Here is a 14,320-nt window from a genome sequence, read left to right on the forward strand (position 1 = left end):
TTGTGCGGTCCTTTGCGCCCCCGAAGCAGAGCCCAGCCTAGGCGGAGTTACCTTGGACGGGCACTACACCGAAGGAGTCCCGCGCCATGGAGCACCACCCCGCAGCCGCCTGGCTCACCGAAGCCGCCGCCCAGCAACAGGGGGCGGGGAATCTGCTCCGCGTCGTACTGATCGTGATGGTTCTGGGCTGTGTTTTCACCGCGTGGTTCCTGTTGCGGGGCTACAAGCGGAAGGACGACTGAGCCGGCGGGAAGGTTCCCAATGGCGGAGTCGGCGTGATCGCCGCCGAGCCTCCCGCATACGATGGGCCGACGTCTTTATCCCGCCCTCACCGAATAGGTACTGCCGAAGATGAGCCTTCACAGCGCCGCCGCCCAGTTGGTCACCCTCGCCGCCGAGGGCGAAGAGCACGGTGGCAACCACGAGAGCCTCGAACCGTGGGTCACCGGCGGCAGCGCCTTCCTCATCCTGCTGCTTCTGCTGTGGATCACCACCCGCTTCAACCGCGACCGCTGAGTCATCACGACCGCTTCAGACATCACGTGTTCACCGACGGCCAGTCCGGCATAGCGGGACGCTCCGGGCAATCACCGGCCGGGGCCCCTGGACCCGGCCGGTAGGGTCTGCACGCATGGGAGAGCAGGACATGCCTACCGGCCCACGGAACCCGGGCAAGCGCCGCCTCGGCGTCATGGGCGGGACGTTCGATCCGATCCACCACGGACACCTCGTGGCGGCCAGTGAGGTCGCCGCGCAGTTCCACCTGGACGAGGTCGTGTTCGTCCCGACCGGTCAGCCGTGGCAGAAGACGCACCGCAGTGTCTCCCCGGCCGAGGACCGCTACCTGATGACGGTCATCGCGACCGCCGAGAACCCCCAGTTCTCGGTCAGTCGTATCGACATCGACCGCGGCGGTCCCACGTACACCGTGGACACCCTGCGCGATCTGCGGGCCCTCAACCCCGACACCGACCTCTTCTTCATCACGGGCGCCGACGCCCTGGGGCAGATCCTGACCTGGCGGGACAGCGAGGAGTTGTTCTCCCTCTCGCACTTCGTCGGCGTCACCCGGCCCGGGCACAACCTCACGGATCCCGGTCTGCCCGAGGGCGGTGTCTCGCTCGTCGAGGTTCCCGCTCTCGCCATCTCCTCGACGGACTGTCGTGCGAGAGTCGCCAAGGGAGACCCCGTCTGGTACCTGGTGCCCGACGGAGTCGTGCGCTACATCGACAAGCGCGAGCTGTACCGCGGCGAGTGAGCCGAGAGGGGTACCGGTGAACGACCGATACGACGCGGGGTACGGGGCCGACCAGTACGAACTCGTCGGCTATGACGAGTACGGGCAGCCCGTCTACCGGCAGGTCCAGGTCCCGCCCCAGCAGGTGCCGCAGCAGCCCTACGACCCGTACGGACAGCAGGGCGGGCAGCAGCACCAGGACCAGCCGTACCAGGGGCAGGGGCAGGGCCGGCAGGGGTATGGCTACGACCCGTACGACACGGGCGGGCAGCAGCAGCCCGGCTATGACCCGTACGACACGGGTCAGCAGCCGCCCACCCCCGCGTACGACACCGGCCCGCAGGCTCCCGTCGGCTACGACCCCTACGGCACCGCGACCCAGGCCCCGTACGACCCCTACGGGCAGACCGCCGTCGGCGGACAGCAGCCCCGGGGCGAGCAGCCCCGCGTCGCCGAGCAGACCGCCTACATCCCGCAGCAGGCCGGTCCGGTCGAGCCCGGGTCCGGGGCCGGGTCCGGAGTCGGGGCGGGCCTCGACGGCGGTGACGCGGCGGCCGACGCGCGCGCCGCGTCCGGCGCCTCCGGGCAGCCCCAACGGGAGTACCACACCGAGCAGTTCGCGTTCGTGGAGGAGCCCGACGGCGACTCCGAGGACGTCATCGACTGGCTGAACTTCACCGAGAACCGCACCGAGCGCCGCGAGGAGGCCAAGCGCCGGGCCCGCAGCCGCATCGTCGCCCTCGGCGTGGTCCTGGCGCTGGTCGCGGTCGGCGGAGTGGGCTACCTCTGGTACGCCGGGAAGCTGCCCGGCCTGTCGTCCTCGTCCTCCGACTCCGACAAGGGCGCCACGACCGCCACCGCCGCACAGAAGCGTGACGTGGTCGTCGTCCACCTGCACGACACCGCCGCCGGAGGCACCTCCACGGTGCTGCTCGTGGACAACACCACGACCAAGCAGGCCACCACGGTCCTGCTGCCCAACTCCCTCGTCCTCACGGACGACGACGGCACCACGGCGACCCTCGCCAAGTCCGTCGACGACGACGGCTCCGCCGGGACGCGCGACTCGCTGGACACGGTTCTCGGCACCGACATCGAGGGCACCTGGCGGCTCGACACGCCGTACCTGCAGAACCTCGTCGACCTCGTCGGCAACATCGAGGTCGACACCGACACCGCCGTGCCCGACCCGGACGCCAAGAAGGGCGCGGCCGCACTCGTCAACAAGGGCCAGGACCAGACCCTCAGCGGCAAGATGGCCGTCGCCTACGCCACCTACCGTGCCGCGGGCGAGGCCCAGAACGCCCAGCTGCAGCGGTTCGGCCAGGTCATGCAGGGCGTGCTGCGCAAGGTGTCCTCCGATGCGCAGGGCGCCACCGTCACCGTGCAGACCCTGGCGCAGATCCTGGACCCGTCGCTGACCGACAAGGATCTCGGCGCCTTCCTCGCCAAGCTCGCCGACCTGGCCAAGGGCGGCGACTACAAGACCGCCCTGCTGCCCGTCCAGAGCGACGGCACGCTCAGCGCCGAGTCGAGCGCGAGCGTCGTCAAGGACGTCCTCGGCGGCGCCGCGAAGAGCCCCGACAAGGACGCGGCCGTCAGTGTCTCCGTCCAGAACGCCAGCGGCACCAAGGCCAGCACCGAGGACGCGCGCGTGGTGCTCCTCAACGGCGGCTTCACCTTCCTGGAGGCCGGCACGCCGGCGAGCACGAAGGCCACCTCGCAGGTGCTCTACGCCGACGCCGCCGAGAAGGAGAACGCCACCGAGGTCGCCAAGACCCTGGGCCTGGACGCCAGCGTTGTGAAGAAGGGCACCGTCTCCGCGAACGCCGACGTGGCGGTCGTCCTGGGCGAGGACTACGAGCCCACCTCGGCCGAGTGACCCGGGTGACCCCGGTGACCGGGGTGGGGAGGACTCGCGGGGGCCGGTCGGAAGCGGCCCCCGCGTGTGATCCCTCAATCACGTGGGGTGCCGTCGGCGGTCCGTGAGACCCTTGAGGACAAGTGTCCGCCTAGGGAAAGCCACGTAGTGACCGCCACCGACCGCTCCATCGAGCTCATCACCGCCGCCGCACAGGCGGCCGCCGACAAGCTCGCGCACGACATCATCGCCTACGACGTCAGCGACGTGCTGTCGATCACGGACGCCTTCCTGCTGGCCTCCGCGCCCAACGACCGCCAGGTCAAGTCGATCGTCGACGAGATCGAGGAGCGCCTCCAGAAGGAGCTCGGCACCAAGCCCGTCCGCCGAGAGGGCGACCGCGACGCCCGCTGGATCCTGCTCGACTACGTCGACATCGTCGTCCACGTCCAGCACAGCGAGGAGCGTGTCTTCTACGCCCTGGAACGCCTGTGGAAGGACTGCCCCGAGCTGGAGCTGCCCGCCGACGCCAAGGCCACCCGCGGCAAGGCCCAGGAGCACGCCAAGCTGCAGGCCGAGGAGGAAGACGCCGCCGGATACGGGGAGCTGCGATGACCACCCCCGCGGAGACCGCCGCCGCCCGTGAGCCGGGCCGTGGCCGTCGCGTCATCCTCTGGAGGCACGGCCAGACCGCCTGGAACGTGGAGCGCCGCTTCCAGGGCACGACGGACGTCGAGCTGACCGAGACCGGCGTGGCCCAGGCCCGCCGCGCCGCCCGGCTGCTCGCCTCGCTCCAGCCCGACGCGATCGTCGCCTCGGACCTGTCGCGGGCCGCGAACACGGCCGCCGAGCTCTCCGTGCTCACCGGCCTGGAGGTGACCCACGACGAGGCCCTGCGCGAGACGTACGCGGGCGTCTGGCAGGGGCTGACGCACGACGAGATCATCGCCCGCCACGGCGACGAGTACACCGCGTGGAAGCGCGGCGAGCCGGTCCGCCGCGGCGGCGGCGAACTGGAGTCGGAGGTGGCCGACCGGGCCGCCCCCGTCGTGGTGCGGCACGTCGAGAAGCTGCCCGAGGACGGCACGCTGGTCGTGGTCAGCCACGGCGGCACCATCCGGACCACCATCGGCCGTCTCCTCGGCCTGGAGGCCCACAACTGGGAGAGCCTGGGCGGCCTCTCCAACTGCTGCTGGTCCGTCCTCGGCGAGGGCGCTCGAGGGTGGCGGCTGCTCGAGCACAACGCCGGCACCCTGCCCGAGCCGGTGCTCGGCGACGACGACTGAGCGCCGGGCGGCCGCCGGGACCCGGATTTCACTTTCCGGCAGGTCGCAGGCTAAAGTTCTTCTTGTTCGCCCCGCCGAGCGGGGCGAAACACCATACGGCTTCGGCCGCATGGCACAAGGGGCTATAGCTCAGTTGGTAGAGCGCCTGCATGGCATGCAGGAGGTCAGGAGTTCAATTCTCCTTAGCTCCACTGATCGTCTGGTCGGTCGACACTCTGTTGAGTTGTCAAAGATCGGTTGAGGTCGGTTGACATCGGTTGAGATCTTGTCAAGAAGATCCCGTCCCTCAGGGGGCGGGATTTTTTGTTGCCTCCGTTCGCAGCCGGGCCGTGCGTCGCTCCGTCTCCTCGTCGTTCGGCGTGTAGACGACGATCCGGCACTCCGGCATCCCGTTGATCGACAGCGACGTGGACGTCATCCTCAGTTCGCCCACCGCCGCGTGCCGGAAGACCTTCACACGGCTGCCGGGCTCCGCCACGTCACCGGACGCCCACAGCCGCGCGAACAGCGGGCTCGCCTCCGACAGCCTGCGTATGAAGTCCTCCCAGACGGGCTCGCCGGCCCGCAGTCCGTACGACGCCCGCAGGTTCGCCACCATCACAGGCAGCTCCTTGTCCCGGAACACCAGCGGGCTGTCCTCCTCCCGCACCGTGAACAGCCGCCACAGGGCGTTGGACGGCACCCGGGAGGCGAGCTCGGCCGCCGGAGCGATGAACAGGTCGTGGTAGACGGGGTTGGCGGCGAGGATGTCGTAGCGCGAGTTGTAGACCACCGCCGGCCGGGGCGCCAGGGCGTCGATGATGTCCTGGATCTCCGGGCCCACGCTCTGCGCCAGGGCTTCCGGCGCGGAGGTGCAGGGCACCTCCGCCAGGTGGTACAGATGCTCCCGTTCCGGCGGGTCCAGCCGCAGCGTGCGCGCCACGGCGTCCAGGACCTGCGCGGAGGCGTTGATCGGCCGACCCTGCTCCAGCCACGTGTACCAGGTGACGCCCACGCCCGAGAGCTGGGCGACCTCCTCGCGCCGCAGCCCCGGAGTGCGCCGCCGCAGCCCGGGCGGCATTCCGACGTCGCCCGGTGTCACCCGGGCCCGCCTGCTGCGCAGGAAGGCCGCCAGTTCGGGCCGACGCCGATGCGTCGCCCCCGGCCCGGGCTCTTTCCTCGCTGTCGCCTCGGCCGCTGCCCTTTTCTGCTCGCCGACTCGTGTGTCCATCGTCACGTCCCCCATCGTCACGTCCCCCATGGTCGATCCCTCACCCGTCCCCTGCCAGGTGCTGTCAGTACCAGCATCAGCGGGCTCTCGGCACCCGTACCGGATCCCCTGCACGCTCGTCGGCATGACGACGACACCCCGGACGAGCCCGGTCCCCACGCCCGGCCCACCCGCTTCAACTCCTGCTGCCAGTAAAGACCCTGGCACTGACAATCGGCCTCGGCAGCTGCTCGCGGTGCTGCTCGCAGCCCAGTTCATGGCACTGCTCGACGTCTTCATCGTGAACGTCGCGGCCCCCACGATCGGTTCCGACCTGAACGCCTCCGGCGCGGACCTCCAACTGGTCGTCGCCGGATACGCCATCACGTACTCCGTGCTGCTGATCACCGGCGCGCGTCTCGGCGACCGGTTCGGGCACGGGCGGGTCTACCTCGTCGGGCTCGCCCTGTTCACGGTGGCCTCGCTGGCCTGCGGTCTAGCTCAGGGCAGCGCCGAGTTGATCGTGTTCCGGCTGGTGCAGGGCGCCGGGTCGGCGGTGATGATCCCGCAGGTGCTCAGCCTGATCCAGCGCACGTTCACCGGCGACGCCCGGATGCGCGCGCTGGGCGCCTACGCGGCGGTCCTCGCGGTCGGCGCGGCGGCCGGGCAGGTGGTGGGCGGCGTTCTGGTCAGCGCCGACCTGCTGGGCACCGGCTGGCGTCCGGTGTTCCTCGTCAACGTGCCGGTGGGCCTCGTTCTTCTGGTCGTCGGCAGGCGCGTCCTGCCGCGGGGCGGGGGCGTGCAACGGCAGGACACGGTGGCAGGGGCGCGTGCCGGGGCGCGCGGGCTGGACTGGCCGGGGCTTGTGCTTCTGGGCGCGGCTGTCTCGCTGGTCACGGTGCCGCTCGTGCTCGGGCAGGAGGAGGGCTGGCCGTGGTGGTCCTGGCTGTCGCTGGCGGTCGGCGCGCTGGTGTTCGTCCTGTTCTGCGTCTACGAGGCCCGACTGGCCCGTCGCGGCGGCTCCCCGCTGATCGCGCCACGTGTGTTGCGTCACCCCGGGATGGGGCTCGCGGTCGTGCGCGTCATGGCCGTGATGGCGGTCAACGGCGGCTTCCTGTTCGTGCTGACCCTGCACGTCCAGGGCGGCCTCGGCTACAGCGCACTGCGCGCCGGCCTCACCTTCGCGCCGACCGCGGTCGTCTTCGGGGCGGTCGGACTGACCTGGCGCAAGTGGCCCGCGACCTGGCAACGGTCCCTGATCCCGGCCGGGTTCGCGGTCACCGCGCTGTCCGTGGCGGGTGTCGGGCTGGCCTTCGACGGCGGCGGCCACGGGGGCGTGTGGCTGTACGCGGCATACGCCGGGGTGGGCGTCGGGCTCGCTCTCGCCTTCAGCCCGACGCTCACCGGGGCGCTGGCGACGGTGCGGCCCGAGGACGCGGCGGACGCCAGCGGGTTGCTCGCCACGGTCACCCAGCTCGGGCAGCTGATCGGGGTGGCGGTCTTCGGCACACTGTTCTTCAACCGGCTTGAGTCACTTGGGGCCCCAGAGGCGTATACCTCTTCGGAAGCGCTTCTCACATGCATGTTCGCGCTCGCTACGACAGCCGCCTTGGGTGCCGTGTCCGGACTGGTACTAAGGCGTCGCTGACCGTATTGGCCCGGCCGTGGCAGAATCAAACGGCCGGAAGGGGGCGCGGCCCGACGGGAGGGAGTAGCGATGCCTGCGAGCATCCTCGGAGAGGTCGGCCACCTCTCCGAAGCGGCGTTGACACGGGACAAGGCCACGCGGCTCAGCTGCCCCTCCTGCGGTTCCGGCCATGTGGCCCAGGTACTCGGTGACAACGGCGGGATTTCCTACGTGTGCACGGCCTGCGGCCACAGCTGGAGCTGATCGATGGGTGCACACAGGCGAAAGTGCGACTGGTGCGGCAGCGGCACCCCGATCGTCCGTGACATGGAGCCGGTCAACGCCGACTACCAGTACTGGTGCGAGGAATGCGCGCGGGCGCTGATCATAAAAGGCGACCCGATCGAGACCTACCGTGAGCTGGAGGGCGAGCCGATCTACGGCCGGCTCCTCGAGGAGCACTGCACGCTCAAGCGGTTCTATTCGTTCGTCACCGCTTGACCCGTCATACCGGCTCAAACCGGACAGGGCGGAAACGATTTGGTGGTCCACCCCCCGGGCCGGTAATGTTGGCGTCGCCGCCGGGGAGACCCGCGGAACACCACAAGGGGCTATAGCTCAGTTGGTAGAGCGCCTGCATGGCATGCAGGAGGTCAGGAGTTCAATTCTCCTTAGCTCCACAGCAGATCCCGCTGGATCGGATTCGATCCAGCGGGATCTTTTTGTCGTCTCCGGACTTGTCGTGTTCCGAGGCGAAAACGCGAAGGGCCGCCCGAGGACGGGCGGCCCTTGTCGTCGTCGTGTGGCTCAGCGGCCGAGGGCGCGGCGGCCGCGGCCCTGGGAGAGGACCGGGAGATTGCGGGCGGGGGCCTGCGGGCGGGTGTCCTCCTCGACGCGCAGGGCGAGGGCCGGGCAGCGGCGTACCGCGCGCAGCGCCTTGGCCTCCGCGTTCTGCGGCACCTTCGCCTGTGCGACCGTCGGGAAGCCGTCGGCGCCCAGTTGGAAGACCTCCGGGAGGATGTCGGCGCAGAGGCCGTGGCCGCGGCACAGCGTCCAGTCGACGAAGATCTTCTGGCGGCTCGAGCCGCTGTCCTCCGGCGCGATGCCGCTCGTGATGGCCGCCGGGGCCATGCCGGCCTCGAAGAGCGGCAGAACGCCCTCCACGGGCCGTCCGCAGCCATTGCCGAGGACATGGGCGGCCAGGTCGTCGGTGAACGCCTTGATGGTCGACTCGAGGAACATCGCGGAGCCGTCCGGATGCGAGCACGCACCGCGCCGCTTGACGTTCTTGGCGACCTGCTTGAGCGCCTCCAGGGCGGCCGGGCCGCCGCCGTTGATGATGTCCTCCATGCCGCGCGCGGCGGCCGGCAGGCCGAGGTAGCAGGGACCGCACTGTCCCGCGCTCTCGTCGGCCAGCCACTGGGCCACCCGCAGCGACTCGCCCAGCGGGCAGGTCTCCTGGCTGATCGGCAGGATCGCGCCGGCGCCGAGCGCCCCGCCCACCGCGTCCAGGGAGTTGCGGGAGACGATCGCCTCGTTGACCGTCGCCGCGTCGATCCACTTGCCGTGGTAGCCGCCGGTCAGCACGCCCTGGGGCACCGGCGGGGCGCCGGCGAGCTGAAGGACGTAACGCAGCGGCACGCCCGTGGGGACCTCGATCACCATCGGGCGGGCGACCGCGCCGGAGACCGTCAGCATGACGGTGCCCGGCTCGTCGTACAGGCCGGTGTTGCCGTAGCGCTCAGGGCCGATGCGGGCGGCGATGGCCAGCTGGGCGAACGTCTCGGCGTTGGACAGCAGGGTGGGCGCGCCGCCGACGCCGTTCTGCGAGGCGCTGACCTTGCGGCCGGGCGGGATCGGCGGACCGCCGTCGATGGAGCGGATCAGCGATGCGGCGGCACCGGTGACCATGCGGATCGGGTTGCGCTGGACGAACGCCTTCAGGGCCGATCTACGGCCGTTGCTGAGGCCGCGTTCGGAGAGCGCGGCCTCCATGGAGCGCTGCGTCGACTCACGGGTGACCCCCACCACGAGCGTGCGGGCACCCAGCGCCTCCGCGACCAGCAGCGCGCCGTCCAGGATGAGGTGCGGGGCACGGTTGATGAGCACCGTGTCCTTGCGGCAGGCCGGTTCGTCCTCACTGCCGTTGACGACGACGACCGGCCGGACGCCGCGCTTGATCGCGGCCTCGGCGACCGAGCGCAGCTTCTTGTGGAACGGGAAGCCCGCGCCGCCGCGGCCCTTGAGGTTGATGTTCTCGGAGAGCTTCGCGAGGGCTTCTCCGCCCAGGGGTTCGAGCGGCCCATGCACCTTCAGGTGCATGGGCAGATCGAGTCGTTCGACAAGGTCGAAGCCCGACGTGAGCTGCGGAAGTCCGACCACGCGGACTTCTGGGACGTCGGGCAGGGCCTCGTTCACCTATAGCCTCCGGAAGGCATGTTCCAAGGTTCGCCCGAACCCGGTGCGTCGAAGGACGCGCCGGGCGATGGTTCATTGGCGGGACCGCTGTTGTACGTGTCGTTCTGGTTGTACGTGCCGTACGCGGGGTTCGTCTCACCGGTGTTGTACACATCACGTCCGGCGGGCCCCGGAGTGCCCGAATTGCCATAGACCGGGATGTTGAATCCCGTGTCCTGGAGCGGGTCGTAGACCGACGGAGGTGCCTCGCCGACCGGCGGCGGGGACGGGATCGGCCAACTGCCCGAGGTGCTGCCGCCGTTGTCGACCCGCGGCATCGCCTGTGTGGGCTGCACGTCGAACGGCATGTTCATGCGGGCCGTCTGGTCGGCCGCATAGGGCTGCTGCTGGCCGCGCTGCGGTGTGTTGACGGCGCGGTAGGCGGCCGCGAAGCCGTTCGCCGGCTCCGGGGTGGCGGGCGTGTCGTACAGCGGCGACGTCGGCGGGGCCATCCGCGTGGAGCCCATCGTGTCGGACGAGCGGCCCGAGCGGCCCTCGTAGCCGGGCAGCGCGGAGGAGCCCGTCTCGCCCACGCGCGCGCGTGAAGCCTCGAGGCCGTCCATCGCGGAGCGGTCCTCGGCGCCGCCGAAGACCGATCCGAGCTGGTCGGCGACCTGGCGCTTGAAGGGGCGCGGGGCGGCGCGCAGCGCCAGGGCGGCCATGACGCCCAGCAGGCACAGGCTGTACAGGATCGTGAAGATCGGCTTGGCCTGGCGACCCGCGTAGAGGCCGTGGACCAGCGCGGCGCACCAGGCCGGGTAGGCCAGCATGTGCATGGCACGCCAGCGGGCGGCGACCTCGGCGGGCGCGGCGAAGTTGCTGCGCAGCGCGCCCGTGATGCCGACGAAGATCATCAGCAGGCCGGCCAGGGAGCCGAGGCCGATGAGGCCGGCGCTCCCGGTGATGCCGAGCGAGAACGGGATGATCGCGGCGATGAGCTGGGTGTGGTCGAGTGCGATCTTCGTGGTGATGTGCAGCAGCAGGAACGCGATCGAGCCGACCGCCGTCGTCCGGTGCACCGCCTGGCCGATGATCCGCTGGCGGGTGTTGAGGAAGATCCGGTCCTGGGCGACCAGGCCCCAGATCACCGAGCAGCTGAGGGAGACGAGGGACAACACGCCCGCGCCGAAGTTCAGGAAGGCTTGGAACTGGTCACCTCCGACCAGCACGACTACGGGTATGAGGAGCAGGACGACAGCAGTCGCCGCCCCATAGGCCGACCGACCCGGCTTGGGGAGCGAGCTGTTACGACGAGGGTTCATGGGGGCAACTCCGAGCAGTTTCGGGAAAGCGGTCCCGCTGCCGAACTCTAAGTGGCTCCATACCGATGGGTACGAGGTTTGAGTTATTGCGTTGTTATGAAACGACGATGTGGCTGTTGTGATGTCCCTTAGCTACTGTTACGCGAAGTAACCCTTGACCTTGATTCAGTTCCGGCCCGCCCATTCTGGTTGCAGCAACGTTGTCGCGACCATGCATACGTAAGCGCGTCGCGGCGTGCTCAAGGCCTGCGGTACCCTAGCGCCATGCGTGCTGTACGCCTTCTGCTTAGCGAGCCGCGCTGATCAGTCCCGACCGCCGGTGAACGGACGGTTCGGAATCGGCGCGGCGTCCCCTCCTGTGCGAGGGGATTTTTCGTTTCCTGGACGACACGCCGCTGGCAGAGACGATCGATGGAGCTTTGAGGACCATGAGCGAGACGAACCCCGCTGCCGCCGCTGTCCCGGCAGAGGCCGCGCCGCACCGCTACACGGCCGCCATGGCCGGCGAGATCGAGGCACGCTGGCAGGACTTCTGGGACGCCGAGGGCACGTACGCCGCCCCGAACCCGAAGGGTGACCTGGCCGGTGACCCCGAGCTGGTCGCCCGGCCCAAGAAGTTCATCATGGACATGTTCCCGTACCCCTCCGGTGCGGGCCTGCACGTCGGCCACCCCCTGGGCTACATCGCGACCGACGTCTTCGCGCGCTACCAGCGGATGACCGGCCACAACGTCCTGCACACCCTGGGCTTCGACGCCTTCGGCCTGCCCGCCGAGCAGTACGCCGTGCAGACCGGCACGCACCCGCGTGTGTCCACCGAGGCCAACATCGAGAACATGAAGGTCCAGCTGCGCCGCCTGGGCCTGGGCCACGACCGGCGTCGATCGTTCGCCACGATCGACCCGGACTACTACAAGTGGACCCAGTGGATCTTCCTGCAGATCTTCAACTCCTGGTACGACGACGAGGCGGACAAGGCCCGCCCGATCGCCGAGCTGATCGCCCAGTTCGAGTCCGGTGAGCGTGCCGTACCGGGGCACACGCGCGCGTGGCACGAGCTGACCGCCATCGAACGCGCCGACGTCCTGGGCGAGTTCCGCCTGGCCTACGCCTCCGACGCGCCGGTCAACTGGTGTCCGGGCCTGGGCACCGTGCTGGCCAACGAGGAGGTCACCGCCGACGGCCGCTCCGAGCGCGGCAACTTCCCCGTCTTCAAGGCCAAGCTGCGCCAGTGGAACATGCGCATCACCGCCTACGCGGACCGCCTGCTGAACGACCTGGACGCGCTGGACTGGCCCGAGGCCATCAAGCTGCAGCAGCGCAACTGGATCGGCCGCTCCGAGGGCGCGCGCGTCGACTTCCCCGTGGACGGCGAGCGGATCACCGTCTTCACCACGCGCCCGGACACCCTGTTCGGCGCGACCTACATGGTGCTGGCGCCCGAGCACCCGCTGGTCGACAAGTTCACCCCGGACGCGTGGCCCGAGGGCACGCACGACATCTGGACCGGCGGCCACGCGACCCCGGCCGAGGCCGTCGCCGCGTACCGCGCGCAGGCCGCCTCGAAGTCCGACGTCGAGCGCCAGGCCGAGGCCAAGGACAAGACCGGCGTCTTCACCGGCGTGTACGCGACCAACCCGGTCAACGGCGACCAGGTCCCCGTCTTCATCGCCGACTACGTCCTGATGGGCTACGGCACCGGCGCGATCATGGCCGTCCCCGCGGGCGACCAGCGCGACTTCGAGTTCGCGCGCGCCTTCGAGCTGCCGATCCGCTGCATCGTCGAGCCCACCGACGACCGCGGCACCGACCCGTCGACCTGGGAGAGCGCCTTCGGGTCGTACGACGCGAAGATCATCAACTCGTCCAACGACGAGATCGCCCTGGACGGCCTGAGCGTCGCCGACGCCAAGGCGCGCATCACCGAGTGGCTGGCCCGCAAGGGGATCGGCGAGGGCACCGTCAACTTCCGGCTGCGTGACTGGCTGTTCAGCCGCCAGCGCTACTGGGGCGAGCCCTTCCCGATCGTCTACGACGAGGACGGCGTCGCCCACTCGCTGCCCGAGTCGATGCTGCCCCTGGAACTGCCGGAGGTCGAGGACTACTCGCCGCGCACCTTCGACCCGGACGACGCGAACACCTCCCCGGAGACGCCGCTGTCCCGCAACGAGGACTGGGTCGACGTCACCCTGGACCTGGGCGACGGCCCCAAGAAGTACCGCCGCGAGACCAACACCATGCCCAACTGGGCCGGCTCCTGCTGGTACGAACTGCGCTACCTGGACCCGCACAACAGCCAGAAGCTGGTCGACCCGGAGATCGAGCAGTACTGGATGGGCCCCCGCGAGGGCCAGCCGCACGGTGGCGTCGACCTGTACGTCGGCGGCGCCGAGCACGCCGTGCTGCACCTGCTGTACGCGCGTTTCTGGTCCAAGGTCCTGTTCGACCTGGGGCACGTCTCCTCCGTGGAGCCGTTCCACAAGCTGTTCAACCAGGGCATGATCCAGGCCTTCGTCTACCGCGACAGCCGCGGCATCGCGGTGCCTGCCGCCGAGGTGGAGGAGCGCGACGGCGCGTTCTACTACCAGGGCGAGAAGGTCTCCAAGCTGCTGGGCAAGATGGGCAAGTCCCTGAAGAACGCGGTCACCCCGGACGAGATCTGCGCCGAGTACGGCGCCGACACGCTGCGCCTGTACGAGATGGCGATGGGCCCGCTGGACGTCTCGCGCCCGTGGGACACGCGCGCCGTGGTCGGCCAGTACCGCCTGCTGCAGCGGCTGTGGCGCAACGTCGTCGACGAGACCACCGGCGAGGTGACCGTCGTCGACGTCGAGGACGCCGACATCGACGTGGACACCCTGCGGGCCCTGCACAAGGCGATCGACGGAGTGCGCCAGGACCTGGAGGGCCTGCGCTTCAACACCGCCATCGCCAAGATCACCGAGCTGAACAACCACCTGACCAAGGCGGGCGGCGCGCTGCCGCGCCCGGTCGCCGAGGCCCTGGTGCTGCTGGTCGCCCCGCTGGCCCCGCACATCGCCGAGGAGCTGTGGCGCCGGCTGGGCCACACCGACTCGGTCGTCCACCAGGACCTGCCGGTCGCCGACCCGGCGTACGTCGTGGACGAGAGCGTGACCTGCGTCGTGCAGATCAAGGGCAAGGTCAAGGCACGCCTGGAGGTCTCCCCGGCCATCTCCGACGAGGAGCTGGAGAAGGTGGCGCTGGCCGACGAGGCCGTGGTGAACGCGCTGGGCGGCGCCGGGATCCGCAAGGTCATCGTGCGGGCGCCGAAGCTGGTGAACATCGTTCCGGCGTAACGGGCCGGGACCGGCCACGGCCGTCCCCTAAGGGTTTCGTGCGGGCAGGTTCGGGGTTCTTCTGGAACTCCGAACCTGCCCGCG

At 69.9% G+C, this 14,320-nt stretch carries 13 protein-coding genes and 2 tRNA genes; 12 read left to right on the forward strand and 3 right to left on the reverse strand.

Going from position 1 to position 14,320, the window contains the following annotated elements; genetic code table 11:
• Positions 1 to 86: 86 nt before the first annotated feature.
• The 7 genes from ACWD4O_RS12445 (at position 87) to ACWD4O_RS12475 (ending at position 4,575) form a co-directional block, all read left to right on the forward strand.
• Positions 87 to 242: a hypothetical protein gene (locus tag ACWD4O_RS12445; protein ID WP_451279677.1), complete on the forward strand. Its 156-nt coding sequence runs from the start codon at positions 87 to 89 to the stop codon at positions 240 to 242.
• Between the two features lie 109 nt (positions 243 to 351).
• Positions 352 to 516 (forward strand): hypothetical protein, encoded by a 165-nt coding sequence (locus tag ACWD4O_RS12450; RefSeq protein ID WP_451279678.1) that lies wholly within the window; start codon positions 352 to 354, stop codon positions 514 to 516.
• Positions 517 to 631: 115 nt separating this feature from the next.
• Positions 632 to 1,258, forward strand: a complete 627-nt coding sequence (gene nadD / locus ACWD4O_RS12455) for a nicotinate-nucleotide adenylyltransferase (protein ID WP_351915603.1) — start codon at positions 632 to 634, stop codon at positions 1,256 to 1,258.
• Between the two features lie 16 nt (positions 1,259 to 1,274).
• Positions 1,275 to 3,119 (forward strand): LCP family protein, encoded by a 1,845-nt coding sequence (locus ACWD4O_RS12460; RefSeq protein ID WP_451279679.1) that lies wholly within the window; start codon positions 1,275 to 1,277, stop codon positions 3,117 to 3,119.
• 147 nt (positions 3,120 to 3,266) lie between these two features.
• On the forward strand, positions 3,267 to 3,713 hold the full coding sequence (gene rsfS, locus ACWD4O_RS12465) for a ribosome silencing factor (RefSeq protein WP_351915607.1): 447 nt from the start codon (positions 3,267 to 3,269) through the stop codon (positions 3,711 to 3,713).
• The gene (locus tag ACWD4O_RS12470) at positions 3,710 to 4,384 is read left to right on the forward strand and encodes a histidine phosphatase family protein (RefSeq protein WP_451279680.1); all 675 of its coding nucleotides are present in this window, start codon (positions 3,710 to 3,712) and stop codon (positions 4,382 to 4,384) included. The genes rsfS and ACWD4O_RS12470 overlap by 4 nt, the downstream gene beginning before the upstream one ends.
• 118 nt (positions 4,385 to 4,502) lie before the next feature.
• A tRNA-Ala gene (locus ACWD4O_RS12475) sits at positions 4,503 to 4,575 on the forward strand.
• Positions 4,576 to 4,670: 95 nt separating this feature from the next.
• Here the strand turns inward: ACWD4O_RS12475 and ACWD4O_RS12480 are convergent.
• On the reverse strand, positions 4,671 to 5,624 hold the full coding sequence (locus tag ACWD4O_RS12480; RefSeq protein WP_451279681.1) for a helix-turn-helix transcriptional regulator: 954 nt from the start codon (positions 5,622 to 5,624) through the stop codon (positions 4,671 to 4,673).
• A 208-nt stretch (positions 5,625 to 5,832) separates the two neighbouring features.
• On the opposite strand from ACWD4O_RS12480, the gene ACWD4O_RS12485 reads away from it, so the two are divergent.
• From ACWD4O_RS12485 to ACWD4O_RS12500, 4 genes are all read left to right on the forward strand, one after another.
• Entirely contained in the window at positions 5,833 to 7,221 is a 1,389-nt protein-coding gene (locus tag ACWD4O_RS12485) for an MFS transporter (protein ID WP_451279958.1), read from the forward strand.
• A 69-nt stretch (positions 7,222 to 7,290) separates the two neighbouring features.
• Positions 7,291 to 7,464 carry a hypothetical protein gene (locus ACWD4O_RS12490; RefSeq protein ID WP_329217253.1) on the forward strand — a complete coding sequence of 58 codons (174 nt, stop codon included), beginning with the start codon at positions 7,291 to 7,293 and terminating at the stop codon, positions 7,462 to 7,464.
• Between the two features lie 3 nt (positions 7,465 to 7,467).
• A complete protein-coding gene (locus ACWD4O_RS12495) occupies positions 7,468 to 7,701 on the forward strand; it encodes a hypothetical protein (protein WP_005479297.1) in 234 nt (77 codons plus the stop codon).
• A gap of 106 nt (positions 7,702 to 7,807) precedes the next feature.
• Positions 7,808 to 7,880: transfer RNA gene (locus ACWD4O_RS12500), tRNA-Ala, on the forward strand.
• Between the two features lie 127 nt (positions 7,881 to 8,007).
• On the opposite strand, the gene ACWD4O_RS12505 is transcribed toward ACWD4O_RS12500, so the two are convergent.
• Together ACWD4O_RS12505 and ACWD4O_RS12510 are read right to left on the reverse strand one after the other, a co-directional pair.
• Positions 8,008 to 9,618 (reverse strand): NADH-ubiquinone oxidoreductase-F iron-sulfur binding region domain-containing protein, encoded by a 1,611-nt coding sequence (locus ACWD4O_RS12505; protein ID WP_450949484.1) that lies wholly within the window; start codon positions 9,616 to 9,618, stop codon positions 8,008 to 8,010.
• Positions 9,615 to 10,919: a cytochrome b/b6 domain-containing protein gene (locus tag ACWD4O_RS12510; RefSeq protein WP_451279682.1), complete on the reverse strand. Its 1,305-nt coding sequence runs from the start codon at positions 10,917 to 10,919 to the stop codon at positions 9,615 to 9,617. Before ACWD4O_RS12510 ends, ACWD4O_RS12505 begins: the two co-directional genes overlap by 4 nt.
• A gap of 428 nt (positions 10,920 to 11,347) precedes the next feature.
• Between ACWD4O_RS12510 and leuS the strand changes: the two genes are divergently transcribed.
• Positions 11,348 to 14,236, forward strand: a complete 2,889-nt coding sequence (gene leuS / locus ACWD4O_RS12515) for a leucine--tRNA ligase (RefSeq protein WP_451279683.1) — start codon at positions 11,348 to 11,350, stop codon at positions 14,234 to 14,236.
• The last annotated feature ends 84 nt before the right edge of the window (positions 14,237 to 14,320 follow it).

The sequence above is a fragment of the Streptomyces sp. NPDC002623 genome (assembly GCF_053592635.1).